Origin of the sequence: Nocardia sp. NPDC058058 (genome assembly GCF_042885355.1) — a bacterium.
Lineage (GTDB): Bacteria > Actinomycetota > Actinomycetes > Mycobacteriales > Mycobacteriaceae > Nocardia.
Genome location: NZ_JBHVSA010000002.1, coordinates 1368455 through 1387738, shown reverse-complemented (window position 1 = coordinate 1387738; position 19284 = coordinate 1368455). Strand labels below are relative to the sequence as shown.

The following is a 19284-nucleotide window of genomic DNA, read 5'->3' as shown; positions in this document are numbered from 1 at the left end:
ATTTTCTGTAGTGTTGTCGTTTTTTTCGGGAGCGAACGGAACCGATCGGGATCCGCCGCCGTCCAACCAGTTGTCGGGTCGGCCGCTCCGAGACGTGGAGGGGACATTTCGGAACGGTTGACCCGGCATTACGAACCGCACGGCAGGAGATTCCGGACAGTTCTCAACCTGTGGATCAGGTTGTGGATTATGTGGATAACTCGGGACGGAACTCCACGTCCCCCGCGTGCCCGTGGCAGGATCGAAGGCGTGACCAGTCCCCATATTCCCTCGGTTCCGATCGAGGAGGTGCCCGCGGAGTTCGACGCCGCCGCGCCCTGGGCGACCACCGCACCCGCGCCCGCGCTGCTGGTGGATGTGCGCGAGGACGATGAATGGCGGCTCGGGCACGCGCCCGGCGCCCTGCACATCCCCCTCGTCGACCTGCCCCCGCGCCTGGACGAATTGGATTACGACGCCCAGATCTACGTGATCTGCCGGCAGGGCGGCCGTTCGGTCCAGGCGGTGCAGTACCTGGAGAGCGTCGGTTTCGAAGCCGTCATGGTCTCCGGCGGCATGGTCGCCTGGCAACAGGCCGGGCGTGCCCTCACCGGTGACGATCCGGCCGCGGCGAAGATCTACTAGTGAGGTGCAGCCGATGAACGGGGGGAATGTGGCGAATCAGCGATCCACGGTGGTTCAGCCGTGTGCCCGCTGCGGTGCGCGCTGGGCGGTGCAGGGCAAACCACTGCACTGGTGCCCGCGCTGCCACGGTGTACTGCTCTCGCCCGCACCCGTGGACGCGCCCGCCGCGCGCCGCAACTATCGCTGGGTGGCGCGCCCGCCCGGCCGCAAAGCCCAACCGGCGCAGCCCGTTCGGCAGCCGGTCGCGCCGCAGACCCCGCACTACACGCAGACTCCGCGCTGGGGTTTGCAGGATCGCCTGCCCGAGACGACCACCGTGCCGGTCGGCCGCCTCGAAGCCCTGGCCGCGCGGGTACCGCGCCTACTGCTCGGCACGGCGGGCGTTTTCGGCTTCGCCGCACTCGCCGAATTGGGCCGGTACGGCATTCTGCTGCGCAATCGCACCCGGCTGATCCAGCCCTGGCTGCTGTGGATTTCCGATGGGGCCGTGACGGTTTCCGCGATCGCGGCCGCACTGCTGGCATTGCTGACCGCGGTCGCGCTGGTCGGCTGGCTGGTACAGGTGCGCCGCACCGCGTATGCCGGTGTGCGCCGGACGGATCCGCGCCATCCCGCCGAGTTGTTCCTTGGCTCTTTGATTCCCGGGGCGAATCTGTTGTGGCCGGGGGTATTCCTCACCGAGGCGATTCGCGCGGGCGAGCTGGAGCCGCGACTGTTGCGCGTGGTCCGGATCTGGTGGGCGGGTTGGATTCTCAACGGCGTGCTGGTAGTGGCGGTGACGCTGTACCGGTTCGCCGCCTCACTGCAGGTGCGGGCGGACGGCGTGCTGGTGAGCATGTGGGCCGATCTGGTCGCGGCCGGTGTCGCGGTGCTGACGCTGTGGCTGGTGCGCGCGTTCGCCGGTCTGGACCTGCGCGGTGCGCCGCATACCGTCAAGCGCTGGCTGCCCGCCACCGCGCCCGCGGTCCCGGTGATCGCACCGGTGCGGCCCGCGGCCGAGCGGGTCCCGGGTTCCGCCGGGCGCGCGCCGCTGGACGCCGTCGGGAATGATGAGGCGACCGCACCGAATTCGGCGAGCGCGAACGCGGCCGCCGACGGCGCGCCGGAATCGGAGCACGAGGAGGTATTGGCGAAGTGAGCCGGGAGAGCCGCGCACCATTCGTGGTGGCGCACCGGGGGGCGTCGGCGGCGCGACCCGAACACACCCTCGCCGCATACGATCTCGCGTTGCAGGAGGGCGCCGACGGCGTCGAATGCGATATCCGCCTGACCAAGGACGGCCAGCTGGTGTGCGTGCACGATCGCACCGTGGACCGCACGTCCAACGGCACCGGCGCGGTCAGCGAGCTGACCCTGGATGAACTCCGCGCGCTGAACTTCGGCACCGCCGAGGAACCGTCCCCGGTGCTGACCCTGGCCGAACTCATCGAACTGGTCCTGGATTGGAAGAGCCGCCCCACCAAGCTCTTCATCGAGACCAAGCATCCGGTCCGCTACGGCGCGCTGGTGGAAACCACCCTGCTCACCGAACTCCAGCGCTACGGCATCGCGGCTCCGGCCTCGGCGGATCATTCGCGCGCGGTGGTCATTTCCTTCGCCGCGACCGCGGTGTGGCGCATTCGCCGCGCGGCCCCGCTGCTGCCGACGGTCCTGCTCGGCGAATCCTCCCTCTACCTGTCCGGCGGTGCCGCCACCACGGTCGGCGCGACGGCGATCGGCCCCTCGGTCCGCACCCTGCGCGAACACCCCGACCTGGTCGACAAGGCCGCCGCCGCCGGCCGCGCTACCTACGTCTGGACCGTCGACGACCCCGAAGACGTCCGCCTCTGCGCCGACCTCGGCGTCAGCTGGATAGCCACCAACCACCCCGGCCGCACCAAGGGCCTCCTCCCCGTCGCGTAATTCGATAAGCCGCACCGCAGCCCGCTCAATCGGACACGGTACGTTTGCCAGCTATGGGTAAGAGCAAGCGCAACAGTCCCAAGCCGGACAGTAACCGGGCGCAGAAGCTGGCCGAGCGCCGTGCCGCGCAGGAGGCGGCGTCGCAGGTGGTGACGCGGCCGTTCGAGGGTTTGGCCGCCGAGTGTGATCTGGTGGCGCTCCGGGAGTTCGTGCCTTCCGCCACCGCGACCTTGAAGTTGTCGCCGAGTGTGGCCGCCGAGCGCGCGGTGACGCTGTCGACGGTGCTGCCGGGCGCGGTGGCCGCGCTGGTGCGCGCGGGCGATGAGCCGGTCGGGTTCGTCGGCACGCAGGTGCAGTTCCAGTCGGATAATCCGGCAGCCGATCTCGCCACCGCGATTCTGTGGACGCAGTCCGCGGAGCCGGGCGATTCGCTCGCGGCCGCGAGTGTCGAAGGCGCGCCGAGCCTTTCGGACGTGCTCGACAACGCCGCACTGGATCTGACCGTGCACCAGGACTTCAACTGGTGGGTACCCGAGGGTGTCACCCCGGACCCGCAGGTGGCCGCCACCATCGAGCAGGCGAATCAGGCGATCATGCCGTCGGCCCGCCTGAACCTGGGCGCGGACGCGATCGGCGCGGCCTGGTGGGTGGACGCCGGTGAGAAGGCGCATCTGCGCTGGGTACGCCCGGAGGACGAGGACGCGCTCATGGTCGCGCTGGCGCGCCTGCACGCGGCCGGTGAACTGAACCTGGGTGAGGGTTCGCGGTTCGCGGGCTCGTTCCGCACCCACGGTTTGCTGGTGCCGGTGTTCGATCTGGATCCCGAGCGCCACCCCACCGAATGGGAGCCCGCCGCAAAGGAATTCGGCGCCCGCCTGGCCGCCGCCCTGAAGAACGACGAGCCGCTGACCTCGGAGATCCGCCGCTCCCGCGACGGCTTGCGCTCGCGCCAGGTCACCCTGCGCTGATTTTCCCGGGCGCTGAATTGTTTTCAGCGCCCGGCGGTTTCACCCCGAATTTGCTTCGGCAATAGGAAAGGCCCGGTCCCACAGGGGAACCGGGCCTTTTCGTATGTCCTTAGAGCGAGCCGCCCGCGGTGTGCGGCGAGCCGGAGGCGTCCTTCGGCGAGCTCATCTCGCGCGAGACGAAGTTCTCCAGGTCGAACATGTTGGCGCTGGCGCGCTCGGCGACGGTGAGGAGGGTCTTCATGGTCGCCACCTCCTCGACCTGCTCCTTCAGGAACCACTGCATGAACTGCTCGCCCTGGTAGTCGCCCTCTTCGCGGGCGGTCTTGGCGAGCGCCACGATCTGCTCGGTGACCGTCTGCTCCTGGGACAGCGCCAGCGCGATCGGCTCCTTGGCATTCTCGAAACTCGACTTGGCGGCGCTGTTGTCGGCCACCTCGACCACGAAATCCTGATCGAGCAGGTACTGCGCGATCATCAGCGCGTGATTGCGCTCTTCGACGGCCTGCTTGTAGAAGTACTTGGCCAGGACCGGCAGATCGGCGTGATCGAACCACAATGCGATGGCGATGTACTGGCGCTCGGCATTGAATTCGTTGCGGATCTGATCCTGCAGCAGGGCGTGGAACTTGCTGCTCTTGGTTTGGGTTCGGCTGGACATGCGGATGACATTAACCCTGGTCAGAGCGCGTGTCATCCAAGTGCAGCCTTATTGAGTACAGCCTTATTGAGGCAATACTTGCCTAATTTCGCTAATTTCCGACGGTGGTGATCAAGTCGCTCGGGATGGGTTTATCGGCGGCCAGCGCATCGAAGAACTGACCGGCTCTGGTCTTGTCCCACAGCAGCACATTGCCACTGCCGTCGGTGTCCTCGAACCCACCGACCGGCACGGTTGTCGCTATCGGATTGCCCGCCATCGCCTTGCCGAGCAGGGCGAGGTTCCAGACGTGCGATCCCTCGTCGACCTTCAAAGTTTTCGTCAAGCCCTGTATCAGCGGCCAGGACCGGAACGGGTTGGCCAGCGTGCCCACGCTGGTCGCCTTCTTCAGCAGCGCGCTGAGGAATTTGCGCTGGTTGAGCATGCGATCCAAGTCGGCGCGGGCGGTGGCGCGCGAGCGCACGAAGCCGAGCGCCTCCGCGCCGTTGAGATGCTGGCAGCCCGCCTGCAGGTCGATACCCGCCAGCGGATCGTTGATCGCCTGGTCCAGGCACATATCGATACCGCCGACCGCGTCGACGATATCGGCGAAACCACCGAAGCCGATCTGCGCGTAGTGGTCGATGCGCAGTCCGGTGGCGAGTTCGACGGTCTGCGTCAGCAGCGGTGCGCCGCCGAATGCGAATGACGCGTTGAGCTTGTCTTTTCCGTGTCCGGGAATGGCCACGTAGGAGTCGCGCGGCAGGCTGACCAGGGTCGGCTGCCCGGATTTCGGCAGGTGCACCAGGATGATGGTGTCGGTCCGCTCGGATCCGACCTCACCGCCGGTGGCGAGCTCCTGTTCCTGCTCCGCGGTGAGTCCGGTGCGGCTGTCGGAGCCGACCAAAAGCCAATTCGTCCCGGGCGTGTCGCTGATCCGCCCGGAGTAGCCGGGCAGTGCGTCGATGCGGGTCAGATGCGTATCCACGTAGATCCCCGCCACGATCGGCGTGAGCAGCACGATCAGCAGCAGCGCCGTGATCCACCGGAACCAGTGCCGTTTGCGCTTCGGCTTGGGTCCGCGCGGCGGACGGTCACCGCCGCCGCCTTTGCCGCCACCGCGTTTGGGCGGCAGCGCGGGCGGTGGTGGCGGCGCATCCTCCCGGAAGGGTTGCGGGGTCTGGGTGGGGGCGTGCCCCATCGGCGCGGCCACCCGCGTCCGCTCGTACCGGGACGCACCTCCGGGCTGATCGCGTTGTCCCGCAGCGGGTTCGCGCGATGCGGGTTGATTGCGCTGTGCCGCACCCGGTTCGCGCCGGGGTGGCTGATTGCCCTGTGGCACGCCCGAATTCCGCTGCGGCGGCAGATTGCGTTGCGGTGGTTGCTGATCGCGCCCCGGCCCGCGCGCCGGACCCTGCGGCGGCCGGTTCATGGTGGGCGGGACTTCCGACCAGGCCAGTGCGGGTTTCGGCTCGTCACGCGAGATCTTGTGGGTGGGCCCGTGCGCTCCGGCGGCCGGATCGCCCTGGCGCGGATTCGGATTCGGCCGCGCACCCGGATCACGTGCCGCGGGACCCTGGTTCCGCTGCGGTGGCTGTCCCGCGCGCGGTGGCCCGCCCGGTTGTGCGCGCGGCGGTTGCGGCTGGTTTGCTCCGGGCCGTGCGGGTCCGGCCGGGGGCTGGCTCGCACGATTCGGCGGCGGCTCCCGGCGCATCCGTGCGTGTTGCTGGGGGTCGTCGCCGTTCATCACCGGAACTCTACTGATTCCACCCGCTCGGGGGTTCATTCCAATCGCATTACGGCAGCCAGGAGAGGTGTCCCCGCAGCAGGGAGTAGCCGATGTAGGCGACGGTGTCGATCAGCGCGTGCGCCAGCAGCAGTGGCCAGAGCCGGTTGGTGCGCTGCCAGTACCGCCCGAATATGAGTCCCATCACCAGGTTTCCGATGCCGCCGCCGAGTCCCTGGTAGAGGTGGTAGCTGCCGCGCAGGAGCGCCGATGCCAGCAGGGACCGATTCTCGGACCAGCCGAGCGCCCGCAATCTGGTGATCAGATACGCGACCACCAGCACTTCCTCGGCCGCCGAATTCGCCCAGGCGTTCAACACCAGTACCGGCAGCCGCCACCAATGATCCAGGGAGCCGGGCACAATCGTGACGCTCACCCCGAGGGCGTGCGCGACCAGATACAGCCCGAGCCCGGGAATCCCGATGATCGCGGCCAATGCCAGCCCCGGCAGCACATCGCCCCGCCACCGCAGCCGGGCGATCCCGATCAGCCGCGGCCCGATCCCGCTGCGCCACAACAGATACAGCCCGAGCGCCGCCCAGCCGAGCAGTCGCGCCACGCTCAACAGTTGGAACAGCAGGTCGATGGTGGATTGCGCCGCCCGCGACGGATTCAGCGCGACGGTCTGCCCGCCCACCCCGCCCGGCGCGAGCGCGCTCTCGAGCAGCGACAGCGCCGCATTGGCACCGCTCAGCCCGAACGTGACGACCAGGACGATCGCGATCTCGATCCGGATCGCCCGCCGCTGCTGCGCGGTAGATGCCAACGCGGGCCATACAGGCGAGGTCTCGGCTCCGGAATCCATGGACGCCAATCTATGTGCTGCCCTCCCGGCAATCCCGCCCCGTCATCCCGGCAAATCCCGCCCCGTCATCCCGGCAAATCTTGCCCCGTCATCCCGGCATGCTTTTGGCCGGGATCCACACCGGTCAGACCTTGCGCCGATCGTGTGGATCCCGGCCAAAAACGCGCCGGGATGACGAGGGTGCGGCGCTAGATGCGGTGCAGGCCGTGTTCGAAAGGGTTGGCCGCCAAGGCCTGTACGGCGCGGCTGAGCGATTCGACATCGTGTGCGGGGGTGGGGAAGGGGATGCGGATGTCGTGGTCGGCCTCGACGGCTTCCACCCGCAGCGTGACGCCGTACCGGTCGATGGCGAGCGGATGCACCAGCGCGCCGCGCCGCAGTGCGGGCGGCAGATGCCGGGCGAGCCGGTCGATGACATCGGCGTGGTCGGCGTGCAGGTGTTGCAGCCACGCGCCTTCCATGGCGCAGAACGGGTCGGGGTGCGCCTGCCGGAGTTGTTCGCGGGTCACCGAATCCGCGCCGGAGGTGTCGGCGACCACGGCGGAGTCGACGACCAGGCGCAGCAGGGTCGCGGTGTGGCCGATATCGAGCAGCGCCGGATGCGGGTGGTCCTCGGCGACGGCGGCGGCGAGCGCGCGCTGGGTATTGCTGGGGACCGCGTGCACCCAGCCGCGCAGCCAGACCAGGGCGCGCACGGGTTCGCGCAGCGGCAGCGGGGCGTGGTCGGTGAGTTCGAGCACGGCGGGTGAGCCGGTGTTACCACAGGTCATAACCAGTACGGCCGCAACCGAATTGGACGGTACGGCGATGACGATATCGCCGCACTGGCGCAGCAGGTGCACCGAGGTCGGTACCGGGTCGAGGCCGGGCACGGCCAGCATCGCGCTCTCGGCGTGGGCGCAGGCGCTGTGCACGCGCTCGGCGGTGTGGGGCGCGACGACCGGAGCCGTGTTGGTCATGCCTACCTCCATGATGAATTAGGTAAACCTAAGCTAAGTCAGAGTGTGATCTTCCGCAACCCATCGACTCGCTACGGTTGAGTCGTGCCGCATGATTCCGCCCCCGCCTCCGAACCGGTCATCCTGCAATTGAGCGTCCCGGGAAAACCCGCCGTGCAGGGGATCACCGACGGTCTGATCCGTCCCATCAGCGCGAATCCGGCCCCGGCCGAGGTACTCGACCTGAGCGTCGACGATGTGGCGGTCGCCGAATTCCTGGTCCGAATCGCACACGCCGACACCGGTTTCGTGGCCCGCACCGATTCCGGCGCGCGCGCCCTGGCGATCGTCGCCGCCACCGTTGCGGCGCTCATGGGCGAGGACATCCCGACCGCGCTCGCCGCCCCCGACCTCCCCTTCCTGTCGGGTCTGAAACAGCCCGCCGTCGAAGCGCTGCGCACCGTCCTGCTCGCCATCGAGACGAACGATCCGGACACCATCACCGCGGGGCTGCGCGCGCTCCAGCCTTAGGGGTAGGTAAGGGAGTGATTCAAAATAGGGAGTTGCTCAGCGTGCGCAAGTAGTGTCTAGACCGTGCCGCGCATCGCCTATTTCGGGCCGTCGGGAACCTTCACGGAGATGGCCCTCGCAAAACTCGAGTCCACCGGAACCTTCGGCGGGCCGGTCGAGCGTGTCCCCGCCCCGAGTCAGGGCGCGACCATCGAACTGGTGCGCGCCGGGCAGGTCGACGGCGCGGTGGTGCCGATCGAATCCTCGGTGGACGGGTCGATCGCTCCGACGCTGGACGCGCTGGCGCTGGGTCCCCGCTTGCAGATCATCGCCGAGACCGAACTGAATGTGGCGTTCACGATCCTGGCGCGGCCGGGTATCGAACTCTCGCAGGTGCGGCGGATCGCCGCCTATCCGATCGCGGCCGCACAGGTGCGGATCTGGCTGGCGCACCGGTTGCCCGAGGCGGAGATGTTCACCTCGGCTTCCAATGCCGCCGCCGCCGAGGATGTGGTGGCCGGGCACGCCGATGCCGCTGTCTCGACCGCACTGGCGGGCGAGCGCCTGGGCCTGGCGACGCTGGCTTCCGATGTGGCCGACGTGGATTCGGCGGTGACCAGGTTCGTGCTGGTCGCGCCGCCGCAGCCCGCGCCGCCGCGCACCGGTGTGGACCGCACCTCCATCGTGATGGAGCTGGCCAACGAGCCGGGTTCGCTCATGCGCGCGTTCGCCGAATTCGCCACCCGCGGTATCGATCTCACCCGCATCGAATCCCGTCCGACCCGAACGGGCATGGGCACCTACCGCTTCTACCTGGACTGCGTCGGCCATATCGACGACACCGCGGTCGCCGAGGCGTTGAAGGCGTTGCACCGCACCGCCGCCCGGATTCGGTTCCTGGGTTCCTGGCCCGCGACCGCACCGGCCGGGGCTCCGCCGCCCGCCGACGAACCCGCCGCGGCCTGGCTGGCAGACCTGAAGAAAGGGGTGGCCGACCTGTGACCGGCAAGCTCATCCTGGTGCGACACGGCGAGACCGAGGGCAATGTCGCCAAGATCCTGGACACCAGGCTCCCCGGCCTGCCGCTCACCGAACGCGGTGTGGCGCAGGCGAAAACCTTCGGCGCGAACCTGTCGACACCGCCGCGCCGCCTCTTCTCCTCCGAGGCGCTGCGCGCCCGCCAGACCGGCGGCCACATCGCCGACGCCACCGGCGTGAAGCTGGAAACGCTGGAGGGTATGCAGGAGGTCCAGCTCGGTGACCTGGAGGGCTTGAACACCCGCGAGGCGCACGAAACGTTCCAGGACGTCTACCACGCCTGGCATTTCGGTGATCTGAGCCAGCGCGTCCCGGGCGGCGAGACCGGCATGGAAGTGCTGGACCGCTACGTCCCCACCCTGGAACGCCTACGCGACGAGTACCTCTCCGACGATGACTCCGGCGACATCATCCTGGTCAGCCACGGCGCGGTAATGCGCCTGGTCTCCCGCGAACTAGCCTCGGTCCCAAGGCTTTTCGCCGCCAACAACCACCTCGACAACACCGACACCATCGAACTCCTACCGCACACCGACGGCACCTGGGAATGCACCCGCTGGGGCCGCTACCTCCCACCCTTCGGCGAGGAAACCGCCCCCACCGGCGACGACCCCATGGGCTGACCGCTCCGACAGGGCCGCGAGGGCGCACAACCCCCCGACAGGGTTGAGGGCGCACATCCCCCGACAGGGTTGAGGGCGCAGACACCCCCCGTCATCCCGGCGCGTTTTTGGCCGGGATCCACACGCCGCAGCGCTGTCCCGACCGCTGTGGATCCCGGCCGAAAGCATGCCGGGATGACGAGGTGGGGCGACGTGGTGGGCTAGCTGGGTGCCCGGAACTTCGGAAACTCCTGGCGCAGAGGCAAACCGGCGATCAGATCCTGTAGCGCTGTGCGCAGGCGGGCTGGTGTGCCCGTTGCGAGGGACGTCCACTTGGTGCCGTCGTCGGCGGTGCTGGCGGTGGCGAGGAATCTGCCGTGCCGGGTGTTGAAGACGGCGATGTGATTGTCGGCGGTGTCGCGGGTGCCGTCTCCGTAGATGACGCCGGCGATCTCGGCGTGCGAGTCGACCTGAACCAGCGCGGCGGCAAGGGTTTTCGCGTCGCGCGGCGGTTTGCCCACCTCGGCGAGGCGCTTGGCGGTGGTGGTGACATCGCCCGCATCGTCGAAGATCGGGGCCAATTCGGCTGTGGGCGCGTTCATTCCGTTGAGTTCGAGCGGATCGGCCGGGCCGAGGGCCGCCATCACCGTGCCCGGCAGATCGTGCCCGGCGGTATCGAGGACGTAGGAGTGCGGCCCGCGCAGCGCGACGACTTCGATATCGTCACCTTTGGCCAGGCAGAACCTGTTGACCTGACCGTTCACGTACCAGCGCAGGGCGATTACCCAGTGCGGGCGGTAGAGCACGCGCAGCCGTTCGGCGAGTTCCGGATGCACCTGATCACCGTCCAGCAGATCGCGTTCGGCCAGTGCCGCCGCCGCGACGTTCATGGCCGCGTCATGATCGGCGGCATTGTCGTAGCGTCCCATGGCATTCAGCACTACGGGCAGCTCATCGAACTCCAAAGCCTCCTGGAGATACTGCATTTCGTCGAGCGACAGCGTCACCGATCGCAACACCGACGGCCCGCGCCCCGCGCCGAGCACGGTCACCGCTGCGCCGCCGAATCGCAGCCGAGCATGGTCATCGGACCTGCGGCCGCGGCGTTGATACTGCTCACCGGGCATCCGTCGGATCGCCGCCGATTACCGCGGGCGCGATGACCCGGCCGTCGGCGAAGTGTTCCACCGAGCGCCCGTAGTCATGGCCGTCGTAGGTCTCGTCCTCATCGCCCCGTGCCTGATTGCCCAGTAGCGGACTGGAATTCGAGGCGCGCACGGGTGCGGCGGATTGCGCGGCGGGCGTGACGCTCACCGGTTCGGCGACGGCCCCGGGGGCCGCCGGTGCGGCATTGGGCATTCCGGTGCCCGCGCCCCAGCCTTCGGGCAATTTCAGTGTGCCGCCACCGTTTCCGATGCTCACGTTCGTGCCGCCGCCACCGAAGGAAACCGCGCTGGTGCTCACTCCGGCTACGCCCGCGCCCACGGTGGCAAGGCTCGCGTCGCCGCCACTGGGCATGGCGGTCCCGATATGACCCGGCGCAAGTCCGTTGGCCACGGCTGTAATCGCGGTGCTCGCGACATTGCCGACGGTGGTCGCGCCGGAGGTGGCCACGGTCCCGGCCACCTCGGCGGCCTGGCTCATGGCGCTGAGTACGGCGGGATTGTTCGCCAGCCCGGCTGCGGCTGCCAGCGCGGCCTGCACCGGATCACCGGAGCCGTCGCCGAAACCGCTTGCGCCATTGACGGATCCGGCCCCCATGGCGATGGCGGGCGGCAGGAAGAATTCGCCGGGTGTGCTGACCAGCGCGGTGGTGGCGGCCTCGTAGGTCTCCATGACCAGCGCGGCGCGAATGTCGAGCGCGAGTTTGGCGGCCTCGGCCGCTTCGGCGGTGCCGTTGAGCGCACCGCCGGTGGAGTGCGCCGCCACCCGCGCGGCCTCGACGACCGCGATCTCGGGCAGGCTCGGCATGACGATCGACGCCACGGTGTAGGCGGTCACATTGGCGGCGGCCTTGGCAGCCATGGCGGCGGCGAGCACGCTCTGCTGTTCGGACCACAGCGTGAATCCGGTGAGACGGCCCAGCACGTTCAAGCCGTTGATGCCCTGGAGTCCGACCCCGACCTCGGCCATGACCCGGGCGACGGTGGTGGTGGCGTCGACCCAGGCGGCGGTGAGCCCGCCCCAGGCGGTGCCCGCGGCCGCGATCGGAATGGCGTGCGCCCCCGCGTTCAAGGTCACGGAGTTCAATTCGGCCATGCGGGGGAGCCAGAAGACCCCGGTGATGCCCAATGTCATTCGAGTGTTCCCCTCTACACCTGGATGGCGGCGATACCGGCGGCGCGCACCGCGTCCTGCACCAGATACTGGGCGAGCTGACTGCGCAGCGTGGCGGCGGCGTGATGCAGTTCCAGTACCGCCTGAGCGGTTGCCCGATCGTGGCTGAATGCCGCCTGATTGAAGTGCGCGGCGGCCAGGAAGGAGACTTCCTCGGTGCCGGAGGGGAGCACATGGGTGGCGGGCGCGGTGAAAGCGGATGCCGCCGAGAGTCGTTCGGCGAGCAGGTCGAGCTCGAGAGCAGCGGCGAGAATGACCTCGGGCTGCACGAGGACGTGGCCAACCATGAAGCGACTCCCCTTCCAGGCGTGTGAAGCAGACAGCGGTACCGGCTATGAATCCTTGGACGCACCGGTTAGCTGAATGGTTCCCCGCAACCCCGGATCAGCCCCATCCCAGCTGATGAAGGCGGTCGTCGTCAATCCCGAAATAGTGCGCGATCTCGTGAATCACTGTGATTGCCACCTCTTCAACCACCTCTTCTTCGCTGTGGCACATGCCCAGGATGGCCTCGCGATAGATGGTGATGGTGTCCGGTAATGCGCCCCCGTAGTGGCTGAAGTCCCGTTCGGTGAGGGCGATCCCGTGGTACAGCCCGAGCAGGTGCGGGTCCTCGTCGCTGCGGGGTTCGATGAGAACCACCACATTGTCGATCGCCTTGGCCAGCTCGGCCGGAATCAGATCCAGTGCGTCCCCGACGAGCTCCTCGAAGCGCTCGTCGGACATGGTTACCGACACGGCGAGCCGTTCTGCTCGATCACCGCGGCTGCGGGATGACCGGCGGCGCGGCGCCCGGTAGCGGCGGCGGGGTGTAGCGGCCGTTGTTCGGCGGCGGCACCGGGGCCTGACCGTCGATGAGCAGATCGCCGCGCGCCGAACCGGTGATGGTGGCGAAGCCCTCCTGGTCCGCGCCCTTGCCGATCAGGCAGTTCAGGCTCTGACTGCCGGCCAGCCAGCTGCGGGTGTCCAGGAAATCCCAGAACAGCGTGAGGGTCTTGTTGCGCAGTGCGTCCGGTGAGCCCAGATAGTCGGTGGAGTCCTTGGCGCACTGGTCTTCCATGACCTTGTCCTGATCGTCCTTGCTGGGCGCGCCGTTCGGGAAGCGCGCGCCGAGGTCGACGGTGGACACGATCTCGAAGGCGTGCGGTTGCGCGCAGTCGACCGGATCGGTGGGCAGATTGCGGGCGATGCCCACGCACGTGCCCACGTCGAACACCTTCGACTGATTCACGCTGCGCACGCTCCCGGAGATGGGATGCGTGGCGGTGCCCGCGCTGCCGGTGACCTGCAGACCGCAGCGCAGCGTGCGCTCGCCCGCCTTCCAGCCCGCCTCGCCCGGATTGATCAGGCCGACCACGAACTTGCCGCGCGGATCGAACTTGCCGCCGAGATAGCTCTGTGCGGCGCTGACGCAGTGCTCATCGCGCAGTTCGGAGAAGCGCAGCGAATCGGGAAAGCGTGAGCCCGGCCCGAATTCGCGGCCCGGGTACTTGCTCAGATCGACATCGGCGGTGACCTCGAACAGGTGCTTGCTGCCGCAGTCGATCTTCACCAGATCGCTGGCATTGCTCTTGCTCCAGCTCAGGCAGTCGCCCTGTTTGGCGGTGCCGAAGGCCGCACCGGCGACCGCGCCGGTGGGCTGCGCCCCGCCCGGGGTGTGCGCCTCCACCCGCCCGGAGTCGAAGCCGGAGACCACCATGGTGATGAGCGCGGCGACCACCGCACCCACCGCGACGGCGAGCAGCCCCCAGCGCAATGTCGGCGCGGACAGCGGACCGTCCGTACTCAGCTTCGATCGCAGCCCGGCCAGCGGCCCCGACTGCCCGCCCGAAGAACCTGACCGACCGGACGAACCCGGCCGCCCGGCGGAATCCGGCTGACCGTACGGATCCGGCTGACCGGACGCTGGACCCGACCTGCCCGCCCGCCGTGACCCCCCTTTTCGGGGACCAGCGGGTGGCCACGCGGGCTGCTTCTGCGGAGGCACTCGTTCGTCGGACATCGCCGTCCATCATGTCAGCGCGGCAACCCGTGTGCCACGTCCCATCGAACTTCGCACCCCCACCAATCTTCGCCACCCTCGTCATCCCGGCATGCTTTCGGCCGGGATCCACCGTGAAGCAATGAGTTCGGTGAGATTCCGGCCAAAAGCATGCCGGAATGACGGTGGGTTCACCCCGCGATGAGGTCGGCGGCCTTCTCACCGATCAGTACCGCGGGTGCGTGGGTGTGTCCGCGCGTGATGATCGGCATGACCGACGTATCGGCGATGCGCAGCCCTTCGACCCCGCGCACCCGCAGTTCCGGATCGACGACGCCGGTGGAGTCCGAGCTCATCCGGCACGTCCCGACCGGGTGGTAGAGCGTGTGCGAATGCGCGTCCAGACACCGCTTGAGCACCTCGTCCATCGGTGTGCTGGCGGGCATTTCGGGCTGCATGAGTTCGCCGATGTGCTCCTTGAGCGCCGGCTGCGAGGCGATTTCGACGCAGGTGCGCAGTCCGGCCATGAGCGCGATGCGGTCGTTGATCTCCGCGACGTACTGCGGATCGATGCTCGGCGCGGCGAACGGATCGGCGGAGGTGAGCGTGATCCGGCCCAGCGATTCGGGCTTGAGCAGCACCGCGGCGAAGGTGAGCGCGTGCCCGTCGGGTTCGCCGAGCCCCTCGCCGATATAGGGCGCGGGCGCGAAGATCAGTTCCAGGTCCGGCAGGTCCAGATCCGGCCGGCTGCGCACGAATCCGTATGCCTCACCGACATTGGAGGTGAGCTGTCCGCGCCGCCGCAGTAGATAGTTGCCCAGTTCGAGCAGGTTCTTGTCCGCGCCGTAGAGGCTGCCCGCCTTGGTGCGGTACACGATGGGCGCGGCCAGGTGATCGCGCAGGTTGCGCCCGATCTCCGGATTGTGGTGGCGCACCGGGATTCCCAGCTCGGTCAGCTGATCCACCGGCCCGATGCCGGACAGCATGAGCAGCTGCGGGGTGTTGATCGCCCCGCCGGACAGGATGACCTCGCGTTTGGCGTGCAGCTGTTTGGTCTCCCCGCCGATCCGGTATTCCACCCCGACCGCGCGATTGCCCTCGAACAGCACCTGGGTGACATGCGCGTCGGTGATGAGCGTGAGATCCCGGTGCCGTTGCAGCGCGGGGCGCAGGTAGGCGTCGGCGGTGCTCCATCGCGCCCCGCGCTTCTGGCTCACCATGGTCTGTGTGAACCCCTGTGGCACATCGGCATTCGCCGTCTCCAGGGTGTATCCGGCCTGGGTCGCGGCGGTCAGGTACTCCTGGGTGATGGGGCGCGGGCTGCGCTGCGGTGCGATGTGCAGCGGTCCCTCACCGGTGTTGCCCTCCGGTCCCTCGATGGTTTCCATGCGCTGGAAATAGGGCAGCACCTGCTCGAATGACCAGCCGGGCCCGGCGTGTTCGGCCCATTCGTCGTAGTCGGCGGCGAAGCCGCGCACCCACATCATGGCGTTCATGGAGGAGGAGCCGCCGAGCATTTTGCCGCGCGGCCAGTACACCTGGCGGTCGAGCAGTTCGGTTTGCGGTTCGGTGCGATAGTTCCAGTCGTTCTCGCCCTGGAAGAGCTTGGAGAATCCGGCCGGGATGTGCACGAATTTATCGCGGTCGGCGCTGCCCGCTTCGACGACGGCGACGCTGACGCCGGGCCGGTCACTGAGCCGAGCGGCCACGGCCGCCCCGGCGGATCCGGCGCCGACGACGATGAAATCGACTGTGCTCGGCGTGTATTGGGGCATGGGGACTCCTCGGGAGGTCTGGCGAGGGATACGTGCGCGGGCGCAGCGGCGTTCCGGCCGTACCCATGACCCAACTCTGGTCGATCCTGTGAACGAGGGCGACCGGAACGCGGGAAAAGGACGGAAACTGGCGCTGACGCATTTGTCCGGTCCTGGACCTAAGGGAAATTCGCTGGCCCCGCCCCGATAGGCTGGGCCGCATGATCGACCTTCGATTCCTGCGGGAGAACCCGGACGTGGTCCGCGCGTCGCAGCGGGCTCGCGGCGAGGACCCGGCCCTGGTGGACGCCCTGCTCGCGGCCGATACGGCGCGTCGCGCGGCCGTCGCCAATGCCGACGGTCTGCGCGCCGAGCACAAGGCGCTTGGCAAGAAGGTCGGCAAGGCGTCTCCGGAGGAGCGCCCGGTGCTGCTGGCGCAGGGGCAGGAGCTGTCGGCGAAGGTCAAGGAGGCCGAGGTCGCCGAGAACGCCGCCGACGCCGTGCTCGATGCCGCGCAGCGCGCGCTGTCGAATGTGGTGCAGGAGGGCGCGCCCGCGGGCGGCGAGGACGATTACGTCGTGCTCGACCACATCGGCACCCCGCGCGAATTCGATTTCACCCCGAAGGATCACCTGGAATTGGGCGAATCGCTGGGCATCATCGATATGGAACGCGGCGCGAAGGTTTCGGGCGCGCGCTTCTATTTCCTCACCGGTTATGGCGCGTTGTTGCAGCTGGGTCTTTTGCAGCTGGCGGCGCAGCGGGCCACCAAGAATGGTTTCACCATGATGATTCCGCCGGTGCTGGTGCGCCCGGAGATCATGGCGGGCACCGGTTTCCTGGGTCAGCACGCCGCGGAGATCTATCACCTGGAAGATGACGACCTCTATCTGGTCGGCACCTCGGAGGTTCCGCTGGCGGGCTACCACTCGGGTGAGATCCTGGATCTGGGCGCGGCGAACGCCAAGCGCTACGCGGGCTGGTCGTCGTGTTTCCGGCGCGAGGCGGGCAGCTATGGCAAGGACACCCGCGGCATTATTCGCGTGCATCAGTTCGACAAGGTGGAGATGTTCGTCTACACCCGCCCCGAGGACGCGGACGCCGAGCACAAGCGCCTGCTGGCCTGGGAGCAGGAGATGCTCGCCGCCATCGAGGTGCCGTATCGCGTGATCGATGTGGCCGCCGGTGATCTGGGCAGCTCGGCCGCCCGCAAATTCGACTGTGAGGCTTGGGTTCCGACCCAGCAGACCTATCGCGAGCTCACCTCGACCTCGAATTGCACGACATTCCAGGCGCGCCGCCTCAATGTCCGTTACCGCGACGAGAACAACAAGCCGCAAACCGCCGCCACCCTGAATGGCACGCTCGCCACCACCCGCTGGATCGTCGCGCTGTTGGAGAATCATCAGCAAGCCGACGGCTCGGTCCGGGTCCCGGCGGCGTTGGTCCCGTTCGTGGGTGTCGAAGTGCTCGAGCCGATCCGGTGAGCAAATATCAACTCACCGTTTAGGCTGGGCAGCGTGCGAGGAATCGGGTCTCGCGGCGATACCCGAACGCGGGTGCGGACGGCTTCGGCGCTGGCGACGGCAATGGTCATGGCTCGAACCACCGGTGCGTTCTACGTCATGGGTGGTGTGCTCGGTCTGGTGATCACGGCCGTCGCTCCGGGTGATGAGGGCAATCGGCCGCTGGTTGGTAGTGCGGCGCTGGTGGCATTGCTGCTCGGGGTGAGTCTGCTGTTCTGGGGCCCGCGCATGCCGCATTACGTGCATCACGGGTATGTGGCGGTGGCCACGGTGTTGGTGACCGTTGCGGTGCACTGGTTTCCGAATACCGTCGGCGCGATCAGTCTGGCCGCGTTCTATGTGTTCGTAGCGTGTGATGCCGCGATTTTCTTCGCCTGGAAATGGCTCGGCGCGCATCTGGTTTTCGCGGTGCTGTGTTGTTTGTGGGTGGTGCCCTCGCGCGGTCTGCCGTGGTGGTCGGGTTTGATTCCGGCGGGTATCACCATCGGAATCGGCATTGTGGTCGGCATTCTCACCCGGATGGCGTCGGACGCGGATATCGATGTGCTGACGGGTTTGTTGAATCGGCGCGGTTTCGATCGCGCGCTGGCCAATGCGATCGGGCACGCGCAGCGCACCGGTCAGGCCCTGTCGCTGGTGCTGGTGGATCTGGATCGTTTTCAGAAGATCAATGATCATCTCGGGCATCGCGCGGGTGACGCGGTGCTGCAGCGGGTGGGTGACACCTGGCAGAAATTGCTGACCCCGGAGCAGCGGCTGGCCCGCTACGGCGGTGACGCTTTCGCACTGCTGCTGCCGAATTCGACCGAGCAGGCCGCGATTCTGCTGACCGAGCAATTGCGCGCCGCGGTGACCACGGGTTGTTCCGCGGGTGTCACCTCGTGGCAGCCGGGTGAGTCGGGTTCGCTGCTGGTGAGCCGCGCGGACGTGGGTCTGTACCGCGCCAAGCAGGCGGGCCGCAATCGCACCGTGCTGGAGTCCTCGCGGCAGTTGCCGCTGGCGGTGGAGCTACGCGAGGCGATCGATCGCGGCACCCTGGATGTGCAGTATCAGCCGATCGTGAGCCTGTCCGATGGCGCGACCCGCGCGGTCGGCGTGGAGGCGCTGCTGCGCTGGTCCTCGCACGCGCAACCGGATGTGACCACCGAGGGCCTGATCCGGGTGGCCGAGGAATACGACCTCATCTCCGATCTGGACGAGCTGGTGCTGCGCCGGGCGTGCGCGGACGCGATGCGTTTGCAGGAGACGTTCGCCCAGCTGGATCTGACGCTGAATGTGAATGTGAGCGGCCTGGAATTGGCCGAATCCGCCTATGCGGATCGGGTTTCCGGAATTCTCGCCGATACCGGCTGGCCCGCCGATCAGCTGGTCCTGGAAGTGACCGAGAGCGAGATCGCCGCCGAATCCGAGACCGCCATCGCGAATCTGCACAAGCTGCGCGAGACCGGCGTCCGCATCGCCATCGACGATTTCGGTACCGGCTATTCGTCTTTGAGCCGTCTGGCCACACTGCCCAGCGACATCCTGAAGGTGGATCAGTCCTTCGTGGCCGCCATCCGCTCCGATTCGCCGGCCCCGCCGCTGCTGGGTGTCATTGCGGCACTGAGCAAATCGCTGGACCTGCAGGTGATCGCGGAGGGCGTGGAGACCGAATACCAGGCCGCGGTGCTCACCGAATTGGGTTTCGCGCTGGCGCAGGGTTACCACTACAGCGATTCGCATCCGGTGTCCGAGCTCATCAACGACCTCAATGACCGGCACGGTCTGGTCGGGGTCGGGCATACCGATCACGAGGTGAACACCAACGGCTGGATCCCGGTCGACAATCCGTTTGACGGGGGAACGCCGGGCGCGCAGAGTTGATCGCATGCGCATG

19 protein-coding genes are annotated in these 19284 nt (G+C 67.9%); 9 read left to right on the top strand and 10 right to left on the bottom strand.

Translation table 11 applies throughout. The annotated features are described in order from the left end of the window. The first annotated feature begins 249 nt into the window (after nucleotides 1–249). From ACFVUS_RS21085 to ACFVUS_RS21070, 4 genes are read left to right on the top strand one after another with little or no spacing between them, the layout of a single operon-like run. Nucleotides 250–624 carry a rhodanese-like domain-containing protein gene (locus tag ACFVUS_RS21085; protein WP_387768615.1) on the top strand — a complete coding sequence of 125 codons (375 nt, stop codon included), beginning with the start codon at nucleotides 250–252 and terminating at the stop codon, nucleotides 622–624. A 13-nt stretch (nucleotides 625–637) separates the two neighbouring features. Continuing rightward, a complete protein-coding gene (locus ACFVUS_RS21080) occupies nucleotides 638–1762 on the top strand; it encodes a DUF4328 domain-containing protein (RefSeq protein ID WP_387768612.1) in 1125 nt (374 codons plus the stop codon). Then, the gene (locus ACFVUS_RS21075; RefSeq protein WP_387768609.1) at nucleotides 1759–2526 is read left to right on the top strand and encodes a glycerophosphodiester phosphodiesterase; all 768 of its coding nucleotides are present in this window, start codon (nucleotides 1759–1761) and stop codon (nucleotides 2524–2526) included. Before ACFVUS_RS21080 ends, ACFVUS_RS21075 begins: the two co-directional genes overlap by 4 nt. Before the next feature lie 53 nt (nucleotides 2527–2579). Beyond that, nucleotides 2580–3494 carry a DUF5926 family protein gene (locus ACFVUS_RS21070; protein ID WP_387768606.1) on the top strand — a complete coding sequence of 305 codons (915 nt, stop codon included), beginning with the start codon at nucleotides 2580–2582 and terminating at the stop codon, nucleotides 3492–3494. A gap of 109 nt (nucleotides 3495–3603) precedes the next feature. On the opposite strand, the gene ACFVUS_RS21065 is transcribed toward ACFVUS_RS21070, so the two are convergent. The 4 genes from ACFVUS_RS21065 to ACFVUS_RS21050 form a co-directional block, all read right to left on the bottom strand. Then, nucleotides 3604–4152 (bottom strand): ferritin, encoded by a 549-nt coding sequence (locus ACFVUS_RS21065; protein ID WP_375961632.1) that lies wholly within the window; start codon nucleotides 4150–4152, stop codon nucleotides 3604–3606. A gap of 91 nt (nucleotides 4153–4243) precedes the next feature. After that, a complete protein-coding gene (locus ACFVUS_RS21060; protein ID WP_387768602.1) occupies nucleotides 4244–5878 on the bottom strand; it encodes an LCP family protein in 1635 nt (544 codons plus the stop codon). A 49-nt stretch (nucleotides 5879–5927) separates the two neighbouring features. Beyond that, a complete protein-coding gene (locus ACFVUS_RS21055; protein WP_387768598.1) occupies nucleotides 5928–6722 on the bottom strand; it encodes a CPBP family intramembrane glutamic endopeptidase in 795 nt (264 codons plus the stop codon). A 188-nt stretch (nucleotides 6723–6910) separates the two neighbouring features. Then, nucleotides 6911–7681 (bottom strand): DUF2470 domain-containing protein, encoded by a 771-nt coding sequence (locus ACFVUS_RS21050; RefSeq protein ID WP_375961639.1) that lies wholly within the window; start codon nucleotides 7679–7681, stop codon nucleotides 6911–6913. An 84-nt stretch (nucleotides 7682–7765) separates the two neighbouring features. On the opposite strand from ACFVUS_RS21050, the gene ACFVUS_RS21045 reads away from it, so the two are divergent. The 3 genes from ACFVUS_RS21045 to ACFVUS_RS21035 all read left to right on the top strand — a co-directional run bounded on the left by ACFVUS_RS21045 (nucleotide 7766) and on the right by ACFVUS_RS21035 (nucleotide 9831). After that, entirely contained in the window at nucleotides 7766–8191 is a 426-nt protein-coding gene (locus ACFVUS_RS21045) for a hypothetical protein (protein ID WP_387768593.1), read from the top strand. A gap of 63 nt (nucleotides 8192–8254) precedes the next feature. After that, nucleotides 8255–9172 carry a prephenate dehydratase gene (pheA, locus tag ACFVUS_RS21040; RefSeq protein WP_387768590.1) on the top strand — a complete coding sequence of 306 codons (918 nt, stop codon included), beginning with the start codon at nucleotides 8255–8257 and terminating at the stop codon, nucleotides 9170–9172. Then, nucleotides 9169–9831, top strand: a complete 663-nt coding sequence (locus ACFVUS_RS21035; protein WP_387768587.1) for a histidine phosphatase family protein — start codon at nucleotides 9169–9171, stop codon at nucleotides 9829–9831. The genes pheA and ACFVUS_RS21035 overlap by 4 nt, the downstream gene beginning before the upstream one ends. 200 nt (nucleotides 9832–10031) lie before the next feature. Here the strand turns inward: ACFVUS_RS21035 and ACFVUS_RS21030 are convergent, their stop codons facing one another. The 6 genes from ACFVUS_RS21030 to ACFVUS_RS21005 form a co-directional block, all read right to left on the bottom strand. Further along, nucleotides 10032–10937, bottom strand: coding sequence for an ESX secretion-associated protein EspG (locus ACFVUS_RS21030; RefSeq protein ID WP_387768584.1), 906 nt, complete (start codon nucleotides 10935–10937; stop codon nucleotides 10032–10034). Then, nucleotides 10927–12108, bottom strand: coding sequence for a PPE domain-containing protein (locus tag ACFVUS_RS21025; protein WP_387768581.1), 1182 nt, complete (start codon nucleotides 12106–12108; stop codon nucleotides 10927–10929). Before ACFVUS_RS21025 ends, ACFVUS_RS21030 begins: the two co-directional genes overlap by 11 nt. Before the next feature lie 14 nt (nucleotides 12109–12122). Then, nucleotides 12123–12434, bottom strand: a complete 312-nt coding sequence (locus ACFVUS_RS21020; RefSeq protein ID WP_387768577.1) for a PE family protein — start codon at nucleotides 12432–12434, stop codon at nucleotides 12123–12125. 97 nt (nucleotides 12435–12531) lie between these two features. Continuing rightward, a complete protein-coding gene (locus tag ACFVUS_RS21015) occupies nucleotides 12532–12873 on the bottom strand; it encodes a metallopeptidase family protein (RefSeq protein ID WP_375961656.1) in 342 nt (113 codons plus the stop codon). A gap of 31 nt (nucleotides 12874–12904) precedes the next feature. Beyond that, a complete protein-coding gene (locus ACFVUS_RS21010) occupies nucleotides 12905–14149 on the bottom strand; it encodes a septum formation family protein (protein ID WP_387768573.1) in 1245 nt (414 codons plus the stop codon). A gap of 170 nt (nucleotides 14150–14319) precedes the next feature. Continuing rightward, complete coding sequence (locus ACFVUS_RS21005) at nucleotides 14320–15903, bottom strand: GMC family oxidoreductase (RefSeq protein WP_387768570.1); 1584 nt, start codon at nucleotides 15901–15903, stop codon at nucleotides 14320–14322. Between the two features lie 200 nt (nucleotides 15904–16103). Here ACFVUS_RS21005 and serS point away from each other — a divergent pair, with 200 nt between their 5' ends. Both serS and ACFVUS_RS20995 read left to right on the top strand, forming a co-directional pair. Beyond that, nucleotides 16104–17369, top strand: coding sequence for a serine--tRNA ligase (gene serS, locus ACFVUS_RS21000; protein WP_387768567.1), 1266 nt, complete (start codon nucleotides 16104–16106; stop codon nucleotides 17367–17369). A gap of 108 nt (nucleotides 17370–17477) precedes the next feature. After that, nucleotides 17478–19271: a putative bifunctional diguanylate cyclase/phosphodiesterase gene (locus ACFVUS_RS20995; RefSeq protein ID WP_387768564.1), complete on the top strand. Its 1794-nt coding sequence runs from the start codon at nucleotides 17478–17480 to the stop codon at nucleotides 19269–19271. The last annotated feature ends 13 nt before the right edge of the window (nucleotides 19272–19284 follow it).